The 16,154-nt window shown below is 69.7% G+C and carries 8 protein-coding genes and 1 pseudogene; 7 read left to right on the plus strand and 2 right to left on the minus strand.

What is annotated here, in order from left to right; all coding sequences use genetic code 11:
• Positions 1-12: 12 nt before the first annotated feature.
• Positions 13-3,237, minus strand: a complete 3,225-nt coding sequence (locus JWP60_RS01895; RefSeq protein WP_299785840.1) for a PAS-domain containing protein — start codon at positions 3,235-3,237, stop codon at positions 13-15.
• Between the two features lie 58 nt (positions 3,238-3,295).
• Between JWP60_RS01895 and pyrF the strand changes: the two genes are divergently transcribed.
• Complete coding sequence (pyrF, locus tag JWP60_RS01900; RefSeq protein WP_299785842.1) at positions 3,296-4,120, plus strand: orotidine-5'-phosphate decarboxylase; 825 nt, start codon at positions 3,296-3,298, stop codon at positions 4,118-4,120.
• Between the two features lie 162 nt (positions 4,121-4,282).
• Here the strand turns inward: pyrF and uvrA are convergent, their stop codons facing one another.
• Positions 4,283-7,171, minus strand: a complete 2,889-nt coding sequence (gene uvrA, locus JWP60_RS01905) for an excinuclease ABC subunit UvrA (protein WP_299785844.1) — start codon at positions 7,169-7,171, stop codon at positions 4,283-4,285.
• A 174-nt stretch (positions 7,172-7,345) separates the two neighbouring features.
• On the opposite strand from uvrA, the gene JWP60_RS01910 reads away from it, so the two are divergent.
• From JWP60_RS01910 to JWP60_RS01935, 6 genes and pseudogenes are all read left to right on the plus strand, one after another.
• Positions 7,346-7,849 (plus strand): hypothetical protein, encoded by a 504-nt coding sequence (locus tag JWP60_RS01910; protein WP_299785846.1) that lies wholly within the window; start codon positions 7,346-7,348, stop codon positions 7,847-7,849.
• A gap of 141 nt (positions 7,850-7,990) precedes the next feature.
• The gene (locus JWP60_RS01915) at positions 7,991-9,202 is read left to right on the plus strand and encodes an MFS transporter (protein ID WP_299785855.1); all 1,212 of its coding nucleotides are present in this window, start codon (positions 7,991-7,993) and stop codon (positions 9,200-9,202) included.
• 24 nt (positions 9,203-9,226) lie between these two features.
• Positions 9,227-9,721: a single-stranded DNA-binding protein gene (gene ssb, locus JWP60_RS01920; RefSeq protein WP_299785847.1), complete on the plus strand. Its 495-nt coding sequence runs from the start codon at positions 9,227-9,229 to the stop codon at positions 9,719-9,721.
• Between the two features lie 429 nt (positions 9,722-10,150).
• Positions 10,151-10,654 carry a hypothetical protein gene (locus JWP60_RS01925; RefSeq protein ID WP_299785849.1) on the plus strand — a complete coding sequence of 168 codons (504 nt, stop codon included), beginning with the start codon at positions 10,151-10,153 and terminating at the stop codon, positions 10,652-10,654.
• A gap of 56 nt (positions 10,655-10,710) precedes the next feature.
• Positions 10,711-13,374, plus strand: coding sequence for a hypothetical protein (locus JWP60_RS01930; protein WP_299785851.1), 2,664 nt, complete (start codon positions 10,711-10,713; stop codon positions 13,372-13,374).
• A gap of 125 nt (positions 13,375-13,499) precedes the next feature.
• Positions 13,500-16,154, plus strand: a pseudogene (locus tag JWP60_RS01935) (hypothetical protein); the annotation flags it as partial.

Below are 16,154 nucleotides of genomic sequence, written 5' to 3' on the forward strand. Positions count from 1 at the left end.
TCTACAGCAGACTTACGGCTCCGTGCTTTCCCGCAGGAAGCGCTCGCTCAGTGCGCGCAGCGCCGGCAGCCCTTCGCGCACCACGTCCAGCCGGCCTTCGCCCGCGTCGGCCTCGAGCTCCTGCGCGAGCTGATGCAGCGAGACCCCGCCGACCATCGACGACGAGCCCGCCAGCGAATGCAGGTGCCGGTGCAAGTCCGCCACCGCGCCGGCCTCGAGCGCCTCGGTGGCCGCCCGCAGCAGACGGGGCAGTTGCTGCCGGAACGAGACCAGGGCGATGGCCAGCAGTTCCTCGTCGCCACCCAGGCCTTGCAGCGCGTGCTCGCGGTCGAAGGCGCGCACCGGGCTGCCGTTCGTGCGCCGCGCCGATGCACTGGCGCTTGCGCTGGCGTCGTTGCCCGTCCACTCGGCGAGCACCTGGGCCAACCGCTGCGGGTCGATCGGCTTGGCCAGGTACTCGTTCATGCCCCAGGCCAGGCAGCGGTCCCGCTCACCGGCCGAGGCATTGGCGGTCAGCGCGATGATCGGCGGCGTGAAGCCGCAGGCGCGCAGCCGTCGCGCCGCTTCGTAGCCGTCCATGCGCGGCATGCGGCAGTCCATCAGCACCAGGTCGAAGTCGCCGCCGGGGGCTGCCTCCAGCGCCTCCTGGCCGTCGCCCACGATGGTGACGTCGTGATAGCCCGCCTGCGCCAGCAGGCCGCGCACCACCACCTGGTTGGTCGGGTTGTCTTCGGCCACCAGCAGGCGGGTGGCGAACGCGGTGACCGGCCCATCGGCGGGCGCGGGACTGCTGGCCATCACGGCGTCCGGCGCAAGGGCGGCCAGCGGCAGCTCGCAGCGAAAGGAGGCGCCGCGCCCCGGTGCGCTTTGCAGCATCACGCTGCCCCCCATCTGCTCGCACAGCTGCTTGACGATCGCCAGGCCCAGGCCGGTGCCGCCGAACTTGCGGCTGGTGGAACTGTCCGCCTGGGTGAAACGCGTGAACAGGCGCTGCTGCACGTCGTGTGGAATGCCGATGCCGCGGTCCCACACCGTGAAGACCAGCAGCTCACCGCGCCCGGGCGGCGTGCGGGCGACGGTGAGTCCGAACTCGCCTTCCTCGCCACTGAACTTCAATGCATTCGACAGCAGGTTGTTCAGAATCTGCCGCAGCCGCCCCGCGTCGCCGCGCACCGCCACGGGCACCTCGGCGGCGACCTCGAGCACGAACTGCAGATCCTTCTCCGCGGCACGCAGGCGATAGAGCTCGCCGAGTTGCTGCAGCAGTTCATCGAGCCGGAAGGGCAGCTCCTCGAGATCCATGCGGCCGGACTCGATCTTGCCCAGGTCCAGCAGGTCGGTGATCAATTCCAGCAGCGAACTGGCACTGTGGTCGGCCAGCTGCACGTACTTGCGCTGCTGCCGCGTGAGCGGCTCGGCCAGCAGCAGCCGCGTGAGTCCGAGCACGCCATTGAGTGGCGTGCGGATCTCGTGGCTGACGTTGTCCAGGAAGTCGCTCTTGGCCCGGTTGGCAGCCTCGGCGGCTTCCTTGGCGCGGCGCACTTGCGCGTCCGCGGCGCGTTGCGCCGTGATGTCGCGGTAGCTCCAGACCCGGCCGATCGTGCCATCGGGCAAGGCCATCGGCCGGGCGGAGCGCTCGAACAGCCGGCCGTCATCGAACTCCAGGAGGTCGCGGCTTTCGCGCTCGGGCGCCGCGTACACCTCGCGCAGGCGGGTGAGATAGCTGTGCGGCTCCTTCAATTGCGCGCCGGCCTGCGGCGCCAGTTCCTCGTGCCGCAGGCCGTCGGGCGGCGCGTCGAGGTTCCAGACCTCGAGGAAGTGGCGGTTGTACAGCAGGATCTCGCGGCCTGCGCCGACCACCAGGATCGCGTCGGTCGTGGCCTCCAGTGTCGCCGTCGTGATGGCGGCGGCGCGCGCTGCCTCCGCTTCCGCTGCCCGGCGGGCCGTGATGTCCTGGTTGGTCCCCGTCGCATGCAGCGCCTGGCCTTCGGCATCGCGCTCGGTCATGCGGCCTTCGCTGTGGACCCACAGCCACGAGCCGTCGAGCCGACGCACGCGATGGTCCATGGCGTAGCGGTCGCTGTCGCCGCGCATCGCGGCCACCAGGGCCTGCTGCAGTGCCTGCTGCTCCTCGGCCGGCACCAGGTCCAGCACTGCCGGCAACGTGGTCACCGTAGGCACCGGGGGTCCACCGAGGAAGAGCGACCAGTTCTCGGAGAGATAGAGCTGGCCGGTGCGCAGGTCCAGGTCCCACAACGCCAGCCGCGAGGCAGCGAGCGCGCGCTTTTGCCGCTCCTCGCTGGCCCGCAGTGCCTGCTCCACCGTCCGCGCGGGCGTGATGTCCACGAAGGTGGCCACGAAGCCGCCGCCCGGCAAGGGCGCGCCGCGGATGTTCAGCGTCCTGCCGCCCGGGACTTCGCGCTGGAAGTGCTGGCTGACGCCGGAACGGGCCCTGCGCACCGTCTTGCCGACGATCGCCTCGACGTCGCCCGGGCCGTAGTCGCCGCGGCTTGCGCTAAAGCGCACCAGCTCGGGCAGCCGCAGGTCGGGCCGGGCGAACAGGTTCGGCGGCAGGTCCAGCAGCTGCTCGTACTCGCGGTTGTGGGCGATCAGGCGCAGCTCGCCATCGAACACGGCAAGCCCGCAAGGCAGGTGCGCCACGACGTTGGCGAGCAGGTCATGGGCGGTGCGCTGCTGGTGTTCGGCCTCCCAGCCTTCCTGCAGCCGCTCGCGCTGCAGCAGCGCCCACTGCGCGACCTGCGCCAGGTCCAGCAAGGCCGCCTGTTGCTGCGGACTCAGGCCGCCGGGGCGGCGATCGATCACGCACAGGGTGCCGATGCGCTCGCCCGAGGGCATGGCGATCGGTGCGCCCGCGTAGAAGCGGATCCCCGGCTCGCCCGTCACCAGCGGGTTGGCGGAAAAGCGCTGGTCCCGGGTGGCGTCGCGCACCTCGAACAATGCCTCGCCGCGGATCGCGTGGTCGCAGAAGGCGATCTCGCGCGGCGTCTGGTGCACGCCGGCGAGCCCCTCGTTCGCCTTGAACCACTGGCGGTCTTCGTCGACCAGGCTGATCAGCGCGATGGGCGTGCCGCAGACTGCCGCGGCGATGCGCACCAGAGCGTCGAACACGGGTTCGGGCTCGGTGTCGAGCACCGCCAGCATGCGCAGGCGGGCGAGCCTTCGGCGTTCGGCTTCATCCGTCTCGGGCGCGGCGGGTGCGGGAGCGGTCGATGTCATTCGGCGGGAGCGTTCTGGGGGGCATGATAGTGGCCGCGCCGAAAACTAGAATCGGGGGATGACCTTCATCGAGATGCTGCAGGGCGCGCAGCAACGCCATCGCTCCATGTTGTGCGTGGGCCTGGACCCGGAGCCGACGCGCTTTCCCGCGGGGCTCAAGGGCGACGCCGGCCGCATCTTCGACTTCTGCGCCCGCATCGTCGATGCCACCGGCGACCTCGTCATCGCCTTCAAGCCGCAGATCGCGTACTTCGCGGCGCATCGGGCGGAGGCGCAGCTGGAGCAGCTGATGCGGCATATGCGCGCCAGCTTCCCGCACGTGCCGGTGATCCTCGATGCCAAGCGCGGCGACATCGGCTCGACCGCGGAGCAGTACGCGCGCGAAGCCTTCGAACGCTACGACGCGGATGCGGTGACGCTGTCGCCCTTCATGGGCTTCGACTCGGTGCAGCCTTACCTGAAGTACCCGGAGAAGGGCGCCTTCCTGTTGTGCCGCACCTCCAACCCCGGCGGCGACGACCTGCAGAACCAGCGGCTCGCGTCGGTGGCCGGGCAGCCGCTGCTGTACGAGCACGTGGCGCGCCTCGCGCAGGGCCCATGGAACCTGAACGGGCAGCTCGGTCTGGTTGTGGGCGCAACCTATCCGGTGGAGATCGAGCGCGTGCGTGCGCTGGCGCCCACCTTGCCGCTGCTGATCCCGGGCGTCGGAGCGCAGGGCGGCGATGCGGTGGCAACGGTGAAGGCGGGCTGGCGCGCGGACGCGCCCATCGTGGTCAATTCCTCGCGGGCGATTCTCTATGCATCGAGCGGGGAAGACTTTGCCGAAGCGGCGCGGCGCGAGGCCACGCGCACGCGCGATCTGCTGCAGGCCGCGCGGGCGTGACCAGGTGGGCCGGCCGCCAGGCCGTCCCACCCCGTCACCTCAAAAGCGCCGCGACCGCCCCCGCACCAGCGCCGCCCGGGCTCTGCTGCAGGCGCCGGCGGATATCCCCGCAGGCCGGCCCAGCGCCGGCGCGCCATGGTCAGCGCCGCCGCGCATGCCGGGCTACAGGAAGCGCTTGAGGTAATGCCCCGTGTGGCTCTGGGGATGCGCGGCCACGTCTTCCGGCGTGCCAGCCACCACCACCGTGCCGCCGCCATCGCCGCCCTCCGGACCCATGTCGATCACCCAGTCGGCGGTCTTGATCACGTCGAGGTTGTGTTCGATCACGACGATCGTGTTGCCGGCGTCGCGCAGCTGGTGCAGCACCTTCAGCAGCAGGTCGATGTCGGCGAAGTGCAGGCCGGTGGTCGGCTCGTCGAGGATGTAGAGCGTGCGTCCGGTGTCGCGCTTGGAAAGCTCCAGCGCCAGCTTCACCCGCTGCGCTTCGCCACCGGAGAGCGTGGTCGCCGCCTGGCCGAGCTTCACGTACGAGAGCCCGACGTCGAGCAGCGTCTGCAGCTTGCGCGCGATCGCCGGCACCGGCTTCAGGAAGTCGTGCGCGTCCTCCACCGTCATGTCCAGGATCTGCGCGATGTTGCGGCCCTTCCACTGCACCTCCAGCGTCTCGCGGTTGTAGCGCTGGCCGCGGCACACATCGCAGGGCACGTAGACATCGGGCAGGAAGTGCATCTCCACCTTCACCACGCCGTCGCCCTGGCAGGCCTCGCAGCGGCCGCCGGCCACGTTGAAGGAGAAGCGGCCCGGGCCGTAGCCACGCTCCTTGGCCGTGGCGGTCTCCGCCATCAGCTCGCGGATCGGCGTGAACAGGCCCGTGTAGGTGGCGGGGTTGCTGCGCGGCGTGCGGCCGATCGGTGACTGATCGACGTTGATCACCTTGTCGAAGTGCTCGATCCCTTCGATGGCTTCATGCGGCGCCGGCTCGCCATGGGCGCGATAGAGCTCGCGCGCCACCGCGGCATAGAGCGTGTCGTTCACCAGCGTGGACTTGCCCGAGCCCGAGACACCGGTGACGCAGGTGAGCAGGCCCACGGGGATCTCCACCGTCACGTTCTTCAGGTTGTTGCCGCTGGCACCGGCGATGCGGATCACCTGCGGATCGGGCTGCTCGTCGAGGCGATTGCGCTTGGCGGGCACCGGGATCTTCAGCGCGCCCACCATGTAGCGGCCGGTGAGGGACGCCGGGTCGGCCAGCACTTCCTCGGGTGTCCCTTGCGCCACCACGCGTCCGCCATGGATGCCGGCCCCCGGGCCCATGTCGACGACGTAATCGGCGGCGCGGATCATGTCCTCGTCGTGCTCCACCACCAGCACGCTGTTGCCCAGGTCGCGCAGGTGCTGCAGCGTGGCGATCAGGCGATCGTTGTCCCGCTGGTGCAGGCCGATGCTCGGCTCGTCCAGCACGTACATCACGCCGGTCAGGCCGCTGCCGATCTGCGAGGCCAGCCGGATGCGCTGCGCCTCGCCGCCCGAGAGCGTCTCGGCGCTGCGATCCAGGCTCAGGTAGTTGAGGCCGACGTCGTTCAGAAAGCGCAGGCGGTTGCCGATCTCGCGGACCACCTTGTCGGCGATCTCCTTCTTGGCGCCATGCAGCTGCAGGTTCTCGAACCAGGCCTGGCTGTCACGCAGCGTCATGTGGCCGATCTCGTAGATCGCCCTCGATTGGCCGTCCTCGCCCAGGCGCACGTGGCGCGCTTCGCTGCGCAGGCGCGTGCCTTCGCAGGCCGGGCAGGGCTGCACGCTGCGGTAGCGCGCGAGCTCCTCGCGCACGGCGGCCGAATCGGTCTCGCGGTAGCGGCGCTCCATGTTGGGAACGATGCCCTCGAAGGCATGCTTCTTGGCGACGCGGCGACCGGTCGACGGGCCGGCGTCCAGCGCGTAGGCGAAGCGGATCTGTTCCTCGCCCGAGCCGTGCAGCAGCACCTTCTGCACGTGCGGCGGCAACTGCTGGAAGGGCTGGTCGACGTCGAACTTGTAGTGTTTCGCCAGGCTGTCGATCAGCGCGAAGTAGTGCGGGTTGCGCCGATCCCAGCCCTTGATGGCGCCGCCGGCCAGCGACAGCTCGGGGAAGCCGACAACGCGGTGCGGGTCGAAGAACTCCATCGTGCCGATGCCGTCGCAGCTCGGACACGCGCCGACCGGCGAGTTGAAGGAGAACAGGCGCGGCTCGAGCTCGCTGATCGAGTAGTGGCAGATCGGACAGGCGAAGCGCGCGTTGAACATGTGCTCCTTGCCGCTGTCCATCTCCACCGCCACCGCGCGTCCTTCGGCCAGTCGCAGCGCGGCCTCGAAGCTTTCCGCCAGCCGCTGCTGCATGTCCGCACGCACCTTCAGGCGGTCGACCACCACGTCGATGTCGTGCTTCTCGGCCTTCTTGAGCTTGGGCAGGTGGTCGAACTCGAAAATCTCGCCGGCCACGCGAAAGCGCACGTAGCCCTGCCCCTGCATCTCGGCGAACAGATCGGTGAACTCGCCCTTGCGTTCGCGCGCCACCGGGGCCAGCACCATCAGGCGGGTTTCCTCGGGCAGCGCCAGCACGGCGTCGACCATCTGCGAGACGGTCTGCGCCTGCAGCGGGATGCCGTGGTTGGGGCAGTAGGGCGTGCCGGCGCGCGCGAACAGCAGGAGCAGGTAGTCGTGGATCTCGGTGACCGTGCCGACGGTCGAACGCGGGTTGTGGCTGGTGGCCTTCTGCTCGATCGAGATCGCGGGCGAGAGGCCCTCGATCACGTCGACGTCCGGCTTGTCCATCAACTGCAGGAACTGGCGCGCATAGGCCGAGAGGCTCTCGACGTAGCGCCGCTGGCCCTCGGCGTACAGCGTGTCGAAGGCGAGCGAGGACTTGCCCGATCCCGACAAGCCGGTGATCACCACCAGCTGGTAGCGGGGGAGATCCAGGTCGATGTTCTTCAGGTTGTGCGTGCGCGCCCCGCGGATGCTGATCCGCTGGCCCAGGGCCTGGTGCAGGTACTTGCCTTCGGTGCTTTGGTTCAAGGTGGGCGCGTAAAGGGTAAACCCGAAATCATAGGCTGACCGGGGCGGTGATGCAGATCACTGGAATGCCAGGTCAGCCGCGTCGGGGGGTAAGGGGCTGCACACATTTGTATCGCCACGGAATGCATCGCTGAGGCAGAGCGTTCATGCGAGGCACACCCAAGGAGGCAAACCATGACCCGTTCCCCCACCTTCCAGCGTCGCCATGTCTACGGCGCCGTTGCCGCCGGCGCACTCGCGCTGGCCGCATTGGTGCCCATTACTGCGGATGCCGCCCAGGCGATGCTGCGCTTCGACGGCGGCATCGGCGAGACACCGGTCTCGACCGTCGCCACTGCCAACGTCGTCAACGGGATTCTGCCCGGCGGCCAGCCCTGGGTGATTTCCACGCTGCACGCGTCCGTGGACGAGAACGGCCAGATCCGGGTCAACGGCCGCGGGCTGCTGCTGGCCGGTGGCAACGGCATCGGCACCAACGCCGGACAAAGCGTGAAGGCCATCGTCTTTTGCAATGGGGTGCGCAGCGAGACTGCCGCCGCTGGCGTTCCGCTCGAGCCCGACGGCGATTTCCGCATCGAGGACCAGCTCGTACCCACGCCAGCGGGGCCCTGCGCCACGGCTACGCTGTTGATTACCAACCTGGCCAACCGCTGGTTCGCAGCCGGCATTCCCAAGTAAGAAGCGGGGCAGCGGGGGAGCGCCGCCCCGGGCGCGGCGCATGCGGGACAATCCTGCTTTTTGCCGGGCGGCTGTGCCGCCTGGCTTCAGCAGCTTTCCCCATCCGTGAACCCATCTCCCGCAGCCGCCGGCTCCAGCCAGATGACGCCGGCCGAGCGCCGCGCCAGCGGCTCGCTCGCGCTCATCTTCGCCGCCCGCATGCTGGGGCTCTTCCTGGTGTTGCCGGTCTTCGCCCTGGAGGCAGCACGCTACCCCGGCGGCAGTGACCCGGCCTGGGTCGGCATGGCCATGGGCATCTACGGCCTCACCCAGGGCCTGCTGCAGATCCCCTACGGCTTGGCGTCGGACCGCTTCGGACGCAAGCGGGTGATCGTCCTCGGGCTGCTGGTGTTCGCGGCCGGCAGTTTCCTGGCGGCTGCGGCGCCCTCGCTGATCTGGCTGGTGGCGGGTCGCGCCCTGCAAGGCGCAGGTGCGGTCTCGGCGGCCGTCACTGCCTTGCTCGCCGACCAGACGCGCGACAGCGTGCGCACCAAGGCCATGGCGCTGATCGGCGCCAGCATCGGCCTGATGTTCGCCGTGTCGCTGGTCATCGCCCCGGTGCTGGCGGCGCACATCGGCCTGCGCGGCCTGTTCACGGTGACCGGACTGCTGGCGCTGGGCTGCATTGCCGTCGTGCTGTGGTGGACCCCGCCTGCGCCCGCGCAGAAGAACAGCGGCCCGCGCGGCAGCCTGGCCGAGGTGCTCAATCACGCGCCTCTGCTGCGGCTGGACGTCGGCGTGTTCGTGCTGCACGCGGTGCAGCTCTCCATGTGGGTCGCGCTGCCGGCACTGCTGGTGCAGTCCGGCTTGTCCAAGGACCGGCACTGGCAGGTCTACCTGCCCGCCGTGGTGGCCTCCGTGATCGTCATGGGCGGCATGTTCGCGCTGGAGCGGCGCGGCTACCTGCGTGCGGTTTTCCTGAGCGCGATCGGGATCGTGCTGCTGGTGCAACTCGGCTTGCTGGCAGCGTCCTTCCATCCCGGCCTGCCGGTGCTGGGTGTCCTGCTGTTCTTCTTTTTCTGCGGCTTCAACATCCTGGAAGCCACCCAGCCCAGCCTGGCCTCGCGGCTGGCGCCGGCGCACTCGCGCGGAGCCGCGCTCGGGGTGTACAACACCCTGCAATCCCTGGGACTTTTTGCCGGCGGCGCGGTCGGCGGTGCGCTCGCCAAGAACGTTGGCTGGGCAGGCCTGTTCGGAGTCAACGCCGTTCTCCTGCTCGTGTGGCTGGTCGCCGCCTGGCCCATGCGGGCCCCACGGGCGCGGCATTCGGCAGAGGAACTGCTGGCTGACGAAGCGCGAGCCGCGCAGGGATAATCGATCCAACTTCAGAGGAATCGCATGGCATCCGTCAACAAAGTCATCATCGTCGGCAACCTCGGACGCGATCCCGAGATGCGCTCGTTTCCCAGCGGCGACCGCGTGGCCAACGTCACCATCGCCACCACGGACCGCTGGAAGGACAAGACCTCCGGCGAGATGAAGGAAGCGACCGAGTGGCACCGTGTGGTGTTCAACGGCCGCCTGGCCGAGATCGCCGGCGAGTACCTGCGCAAGGGCTCGCAGGTGTATGTCGAAGGCAGCCTGCGCACCCGCAAGTGGACCGACAAGGACGGCGTCGAGAAGTTCACCACCGAAATCCGCGCCGACGAAATGAAGATGCTGGGCAAGCGCGAGGGCATGGGCAACCCGGCCGGCGAGGACGATGGCGGCTACGACAGCGCCCCGCGCCGTGCGGCGCCGCCGAGCCGACCGCCCGCTCCGGCAACTTCGCGCCCCGCCCCATCGAAGCCGGCCAGCGGCTTCGACGACATGGACGACGACATCCCGTTCTGAGTCACTGACCGTACCGCGGCGGCGCGCCGCCGCTGTCCAGGCCACCCCAGGCCCGCACGCTCGCAAGAGCTGCGGGCCTTTTCTTTTGCCTCGCACGCCGCTGAGGGCAATCTCCATGCCTGCTTTTGCGAAGCTGACGCCGCCGTCCCCTTTTTTCGACGGACGGACGGTCGTTTCAGGACCCTTAAGGGGATTCCTTAGTCCTTCCTGACCCTGCGGCTGGCAGTTTTGTAATGTCTGCTTACATTCTGCCGGTCCGTAGAACATGGGCTGACCACCTTCCTAGGTGATTTGCCGACCGGCTCGGGGAATTTCCCCCAGCCCGTCTCTCCCAGGTTCGCGGCCAGAACCACGGCCAGACCACGCAGCGTCTTCCGTGGCGCCCACCGGGCCCGCATGCCCCCTGTCCGTGAAACCGAGTCAATGCTCATGAAAACACTGCTGAATTCCTGCCTCCTGGCTGCCGGGCTGCTCCTGGCGCAGGCGGCACTTGCCCAGACCCCCGCGGTGACCTCGAAACTCGTGGCCCAACGCGTCGACGTGGTCGGCGGCAAGTCCGTGCTGGCTACCGCCGAAGCCGGCAAGCCGGGTGACCTGGTCGAGTACAGCGGGCTGTACCACAACGTCGGCGCCAAGGGCGTCGAGAAGCTGGTCGCCACGATTCCGGTGCCCGTGGGCACCACCTTCGTTGCCGGCAGCACCGCGCCCGCCCGCGCGCAGGCGTCGATCGACGGCCTGCATTTCGGCCCCTTGCCGCTCACCCGCAGCGTCCGCCAGCCTGACGGCACCGTGCGCGACGAGGCGGTGCCGCTGGCCGACTACCGCTATGTCCGCTGGGAGCTCGGCACGCTGCTGCCCGGCGCCGATGCGGTCGTGAAGCTCCGCGTCCAGATCGATTCCACCGTGGCCGCGGCAGCGACCACCCGTCCTTGAACCAAACGGCGCAAGCGTCCGTTTCACCGCGTCCATAACCAGAAAGAGGGAACTCCATGAATGTCTCGCACCCGAGCCCACGGCAATTGTCGCCGTGGCATCTCCTCACCCGCGGGTTAGCGGGACTTTTCATTGCCTTCCTGCTGGTCTGGATAGCCCGGCCCGCGCACGCGGCACCGCCGCCCGCCGGCACGTCGATCAGCAACCAGGCGTCGGCGACCTACTCCGACGCTTCGGGCATGCCGCGGACCGTGACTTCGAACCTGGTGCAGACCACCGTCACGCAGGTGTACAGCCTGACGCTCTCCGCTCCCGGCGCCCAGAACGCGACCCCGGGCAGCGTCGTGTACTACCCGCACACGTTGACCAACACCGGCAACGGCACGGACACGTTCAACCTGGCGGCCGTGAGTGCCGCGACGGCGTTCACGATGACCAGCGTGCAGATCTTTGCCGACAACGGCAGCGGTCAACCCACTGGTGCGGCGATCACGTCGAGCGGTCCGGTGGCTTCGGGCTCGAGCTTCAAGTTCATCGTGACCGGCACGGTGCCTGCCACGGCGACCTCGGCCCAGACCAACGTGGTCACCGCCACGGCGACCAGCCTCGGCGATGGCACCAAGACCGCCAGCAATGCGGACACCACCACGGTGACCAGCAATGCCGTGGTCACGCTGACCAAGTCGATCAGCGTCGCGAGCGGCGCCCCCGGCTCCGGTCCGTTCACCTACAAGCTGACCTATACCAACACGGGTAACAGCGATGCGACCGCCCTGGCCATCAGCGACATCGTCCCCAGCGGAATGACCTATGTCGCCGGCTCGGCGCGCTGGAGCGTCACCGGGGTGACCGGGCTGAGCGACGCCGGCGGCTCCGTGGGCACCTCGCCCAACACGCTGACCTCGACCTACACCAGCGCCAGCAAGACCTTCGTGGCGACGCTCGCCAAGGTGGCTGCGGGCCAGTCCGGCTACATCACCTTCGACGTGACCGTCGGCGGCGGCACCGCGCCCGGCACGCTGAACAACACGGCGACCACCTCGTACAACAACGGCGTGGCGACGGTCACCGGCTTCTCCAACACCGTGCCCTTCACGGTGACGCAGACGGCCAGCGTGAGCCTGACCGGCGCCACCCTGCCCGGCCCGGCCGCGCCTGGTACGACGGTGAGCTTCACCAACGTGGTGACCAACACCGGCAACGGAACGGACACGTTCAACGTCACCTTCGCGGCGACCAACACCTACCCGGCCGGAACCACCTTCCAGCTGTACAAGAGCGACGGCAACACGCCGCTGGTGGATACCAACGGCGACGGCACGGTCGACACCGGTCCGCTGGCTGCCGGTGCGAGCTACAACGTGATCGTCAAGGCGACGCTGCCTCCGAGCGCCAGCAGCACGGGCCCGTTCTCGATCGACAAGACGGCAACCTCCTTCCTGGACGCTACCAAGAAGGCCACGGCAACCGACACCCTGACCCTGATCACTCTCGCCAACGTGGACCTGGCGAACACCAGTGCCGCCACCGGCGCCGGCATCGGCATCGGGCCGGAAGCGGCTGCGCAGGTGACCAAGACCACCAACCCGGGCACCGCGACCGTCATCACCCTGGTCGTGAAGAACACCGGCAACTCGCCTGACACCTACAACATGGCGGCCAGCACGGTGTCCACCTTCTCCAGTGTCACGCTGCCCGCCGGCTGGACGGTGGACTTCAAGGCCGACGGCGGCGCAGGCACCTGCGCCTCCACCGGCGCGACCATCACGAACACGGGGAACGTGCCGGCCAACGGCTTCGTCACGATCTGCGCGGTGGTGACCGTGCCGGCGGGCTACACGGCCGGCACGACCGACCTGTACTTCCGCTCGCTCTCGCCGACCTCGACCGCGGTCGACGCACTGCACGACGCCGTCACCGTGAACGCGGTGCGCTCGCTCAGCATCACGCCCAACGGCGCTGGCCAGACCTACCCGGGCGGCTCGTACGTCTACACCCACACGCTGACCAACAACGGCAACGTGGCCGAAGGCGGCGCGCTGAGCACGCTGACCCCGACCGAGGGCAACAGCGGCTCCGGCTGGACCTCGACGTTCTACGTCGACAGCAACGGCAATGGCGTGCTCGACGCCGGCGACACGCTGATCTCCGGCAGCCTCAACGCGGCGCTCGGCGCCGGCGGCCTGGCCCAGGGCGGCTCGATCACCGTGTTCAACAAGGTGATCGCACCCAGCGGCGCCTCGGCCGGAACGATCAACGTGACCACCATCACGGTGAACACCGTCAACGGCACCTACGTGACCACCGCTCCGGCTCCCGCCGTGGCGACCGACAGCACGACCGTCATCGCCGGCAACCTCACGCTGATCAAGCTGCAGGCCCCCGATGCCGATTGCGACGGTAACGTGGATGCCACGTTCGCCTACGGCCAGGGCAACCTGAACGCCAAGCCGGGTGCCTGCGTGCTGTACCAGATCACCGTGACCAACGTCGGCGCTGCCGATGCGACCAACGTGGTGGTGTCGGACGCGACCCCCAGCTACACGACAGTCAGCACCGCGGCCACCACCGCCTCTCCGGGCAAGATCGCCGGTCCCGCGCTGGGCGCGGCCGGCACGATCACCGCCTACATCGGCACCGGTGCGACGACCACCGCCGGCGGCACGCTGGCGGCCGGCCAGTCGGCGGTCATCACCTTCGGAGTGAAGATCACTCCGTAACAGCGACGACGCAGCGGGGGAGGGCACGCGCCTTCCCCCCGCTTCCGGGAGGCCGCCCGCCGCGGCCTGCCGAAAGCGCTGCCAAGCGTCCGTCCGCCGCCCCCTCCCACCCCCCCCTCCATCCCATGGCCCCGCTCAGGAAGCTGCTGGTCTGCTGCCTGCTGCTGCTCTGGTCGGCAGCAGGCCAGGCCGCGCCGGCGGTCGGGGTGGTGATCAGCAACACGGCCTACGCTACTTTCGTCGACAGCACCACGCGGCTGTCGGTGCGCCTGACGTCCGACACGGTCAACACCCGGGTCAACGCGCTCGAGGCCCTCACGCTTGCGAGCAACCAGAACCTGCTGGTCGCCATCGGCGCGCCGTTCGCGGTCAGCCACACCCTGACCAACACGGGCAACACCGATAGCACTTTCAAGATCACGGCCAGCGTGCTGACCGGCGCCGGCTTCGCCCCGGCCAACCTGCAGGTGGTGCAGGACCTCAACGGCAATGGCACCGTGGAAGCGGGCGAGCCGGTGGTGCCCGCCTCGGGCATCGACCTCGCGGTCGGCGCCCGCGTGCACCTGCTGCTCACCGGCCAGGTCCCGCGCACCGGCGCGGCGGGCGAGCGCGCGCAGCTGGTGATCACCGCGGTCAGCGTGGCGCAGGGCGCGCGCGCCAGCGACACCGACAACCTCACGCTCACCGCCGGCCCCGCGGTGCAGGTGGTGCTGTCGGCCTCGGTCGCGGCCGCCACGCCCGCACAGCCCGTGACCTGGACGGCCGTCGCGGTCAACAGCGGCAGCGCCCCCGGTGGCGCGATGGCGATCTCGATCGACGGCGCGCCCACCAACGCCTTCGTGCTGCGGGTGCCGATGCCGGCCAACGCCAACTTCGACTGGGCGGGCACCTCCACCAACGTGAGCTCGCGCCGGCTGTTCCACCTGGCGACGGCCGCGGCCGGCAGCTTCGTCACCACGGTGCCGGCAGGCGCGGCGGTCGACGCGGTCGCCTGGGCGATGTCCGAGCTGCCGGCCGGCGGCAGCCTGCAGGGGGAGTTCCGCGTGCTGGTCGGCGGCAACGCCGCGGGCAGCATCTCGGACACCGCTTACGCAGACTGGTCCGACCAGGGCGCGCTGCTGCTGGCCACCAGCAACACGGTGGTCCTGCCGCTGCCGGCGCGCCCGGCGCAGATCGGCTTCTTCACCGGCAACAACTACAGCACCGTCGCGGGCCAGACCTCACCGGGCCAGCCGCTGTTCGTGCAGGCCGATGCAGCCCTGTGCAACGCCGACCCGGTGCGGGTGGACACGGTGCCGGTCACCGTCGTCAGCCAGCTCACCGGCGACGTCGAGACCTTCGTGGGCGTCGAGACCGGTCCCAACACGGGCCTGTTCCGCATCCAGCCCGATGTGCCGACCGCCAACGGCGCCAGCCACGTGGTGGCTTCGGGCGACGGCGTGCTCGAAGTGCTGCGCAACGACCTGGTGACCGCCAGCATCACCGGCTGCGGCAGCGTGTCCGCCTCGGCGACGACGACCTTGCTGATCGACCCGAGCGGCGTGGTGTACGACAGCCGCAGCAACCTGCCCCTCGCCGGCGCCACGGTGGAACTGATCGACATGACCGGCGCGGGCAACGGCGGCCACGCCGGCGGCGCCGCCTCCGTGCTGCAGCTCGATGGCGCGACGAGCGCGCCGTCGAAGCTGGTCACCGGCGCCGACGGCGTCTATCTGTTCCCGCTGGTGCAGCCCGGCACGTACCAGATCCGCGTCACGCCGCCCTCGGGTTTCGTGTTTCCCTCGAAGCTGCCCGCGGCGCTGCAGCCGGCCGGCCGCCTGATCGACACCCCCGGTTCCTTCGGCGGCAGCTTCAGCGTCGCCAGCGGCGCGGTGCGGTTCGACGTGCCCCTCGATACCGGCGGCAGCACCGGCCTGCTGGTGCAGAAGACCGCCAGCCGGACGACGGCCGAAGTGGGCGACGTGGTCGACTACACGATCAAGGTGAACAACGCGCTGGTCGTGCCGCTGTCCGGCATGGAAGTGCACGACGTCCTGCCCGCGGGCTTCACGTATGTGCGCGGCAGCGCCCGCCTCGAGGGCGCCACGCTGGCGGATCCCTCCGGCGGCGCGGGCCCGCAGCTGGTCTTCGCGATCGGCACGGTCGCGGCCGCTGCCAAGCCGACCCTCACGTACCGCGTGCGCGTCGGCGCCAGCAGCCAGGGCGGCAACGGCATCAACACCGCGCAGGCGATTGCCGGCGGCGTCGCGTCCAACCGCGCCACGGCGCGCGTGCAGGTGACGGGCGGGGTGTTCTCGGGAGACGCCTACGTGATCGGCAAGGTGTTCGCCGACTGCAATCGCGACGGCGTGCAAGCGGGCGACGAGCCAGGCCTGCCCGGCGTGCGCATCTACCTCGAGGACGGCACCTATGCGGTGACCGACGAAGAGGGCAAGTACAGCCTGTACGGCCTGACGCCGCGCACCCACGTGGCCAAGCTCGATCGCACGACGCTGCCCGCCGGCGCTTCGCTCGTCGTGCTGAACAACCGCAATGCGATGGACGCCGGCAGCCGCTTCGTCGACCTCACCAACGGCGAACTGCACAAGGCGGACTTCGCTGTCGCCGAATGCGATGCCGGCGTGCGCCAGCAGATCGCCGCCCGCCGCAAGGCCCTGGGCCAGACCTCGGAAATCGCGCAGGCGGTTGGCGTGCTGCTGTCCGCGACGGCGCCGGCGGCGACCAGCGACGCGCGCACGCTGCCGGCCAGCGGCACGCTCGGCCTGCCCGGATCGGGCGCG

This window comes from Ramlibacter sp., from assembly GCF_028291745.1.
GTDB lineage: Bacteria > Pseudomonadota > Gammaproteobacteria > Burkholderiales > Burkholderiaceae_C > Ramlibacter.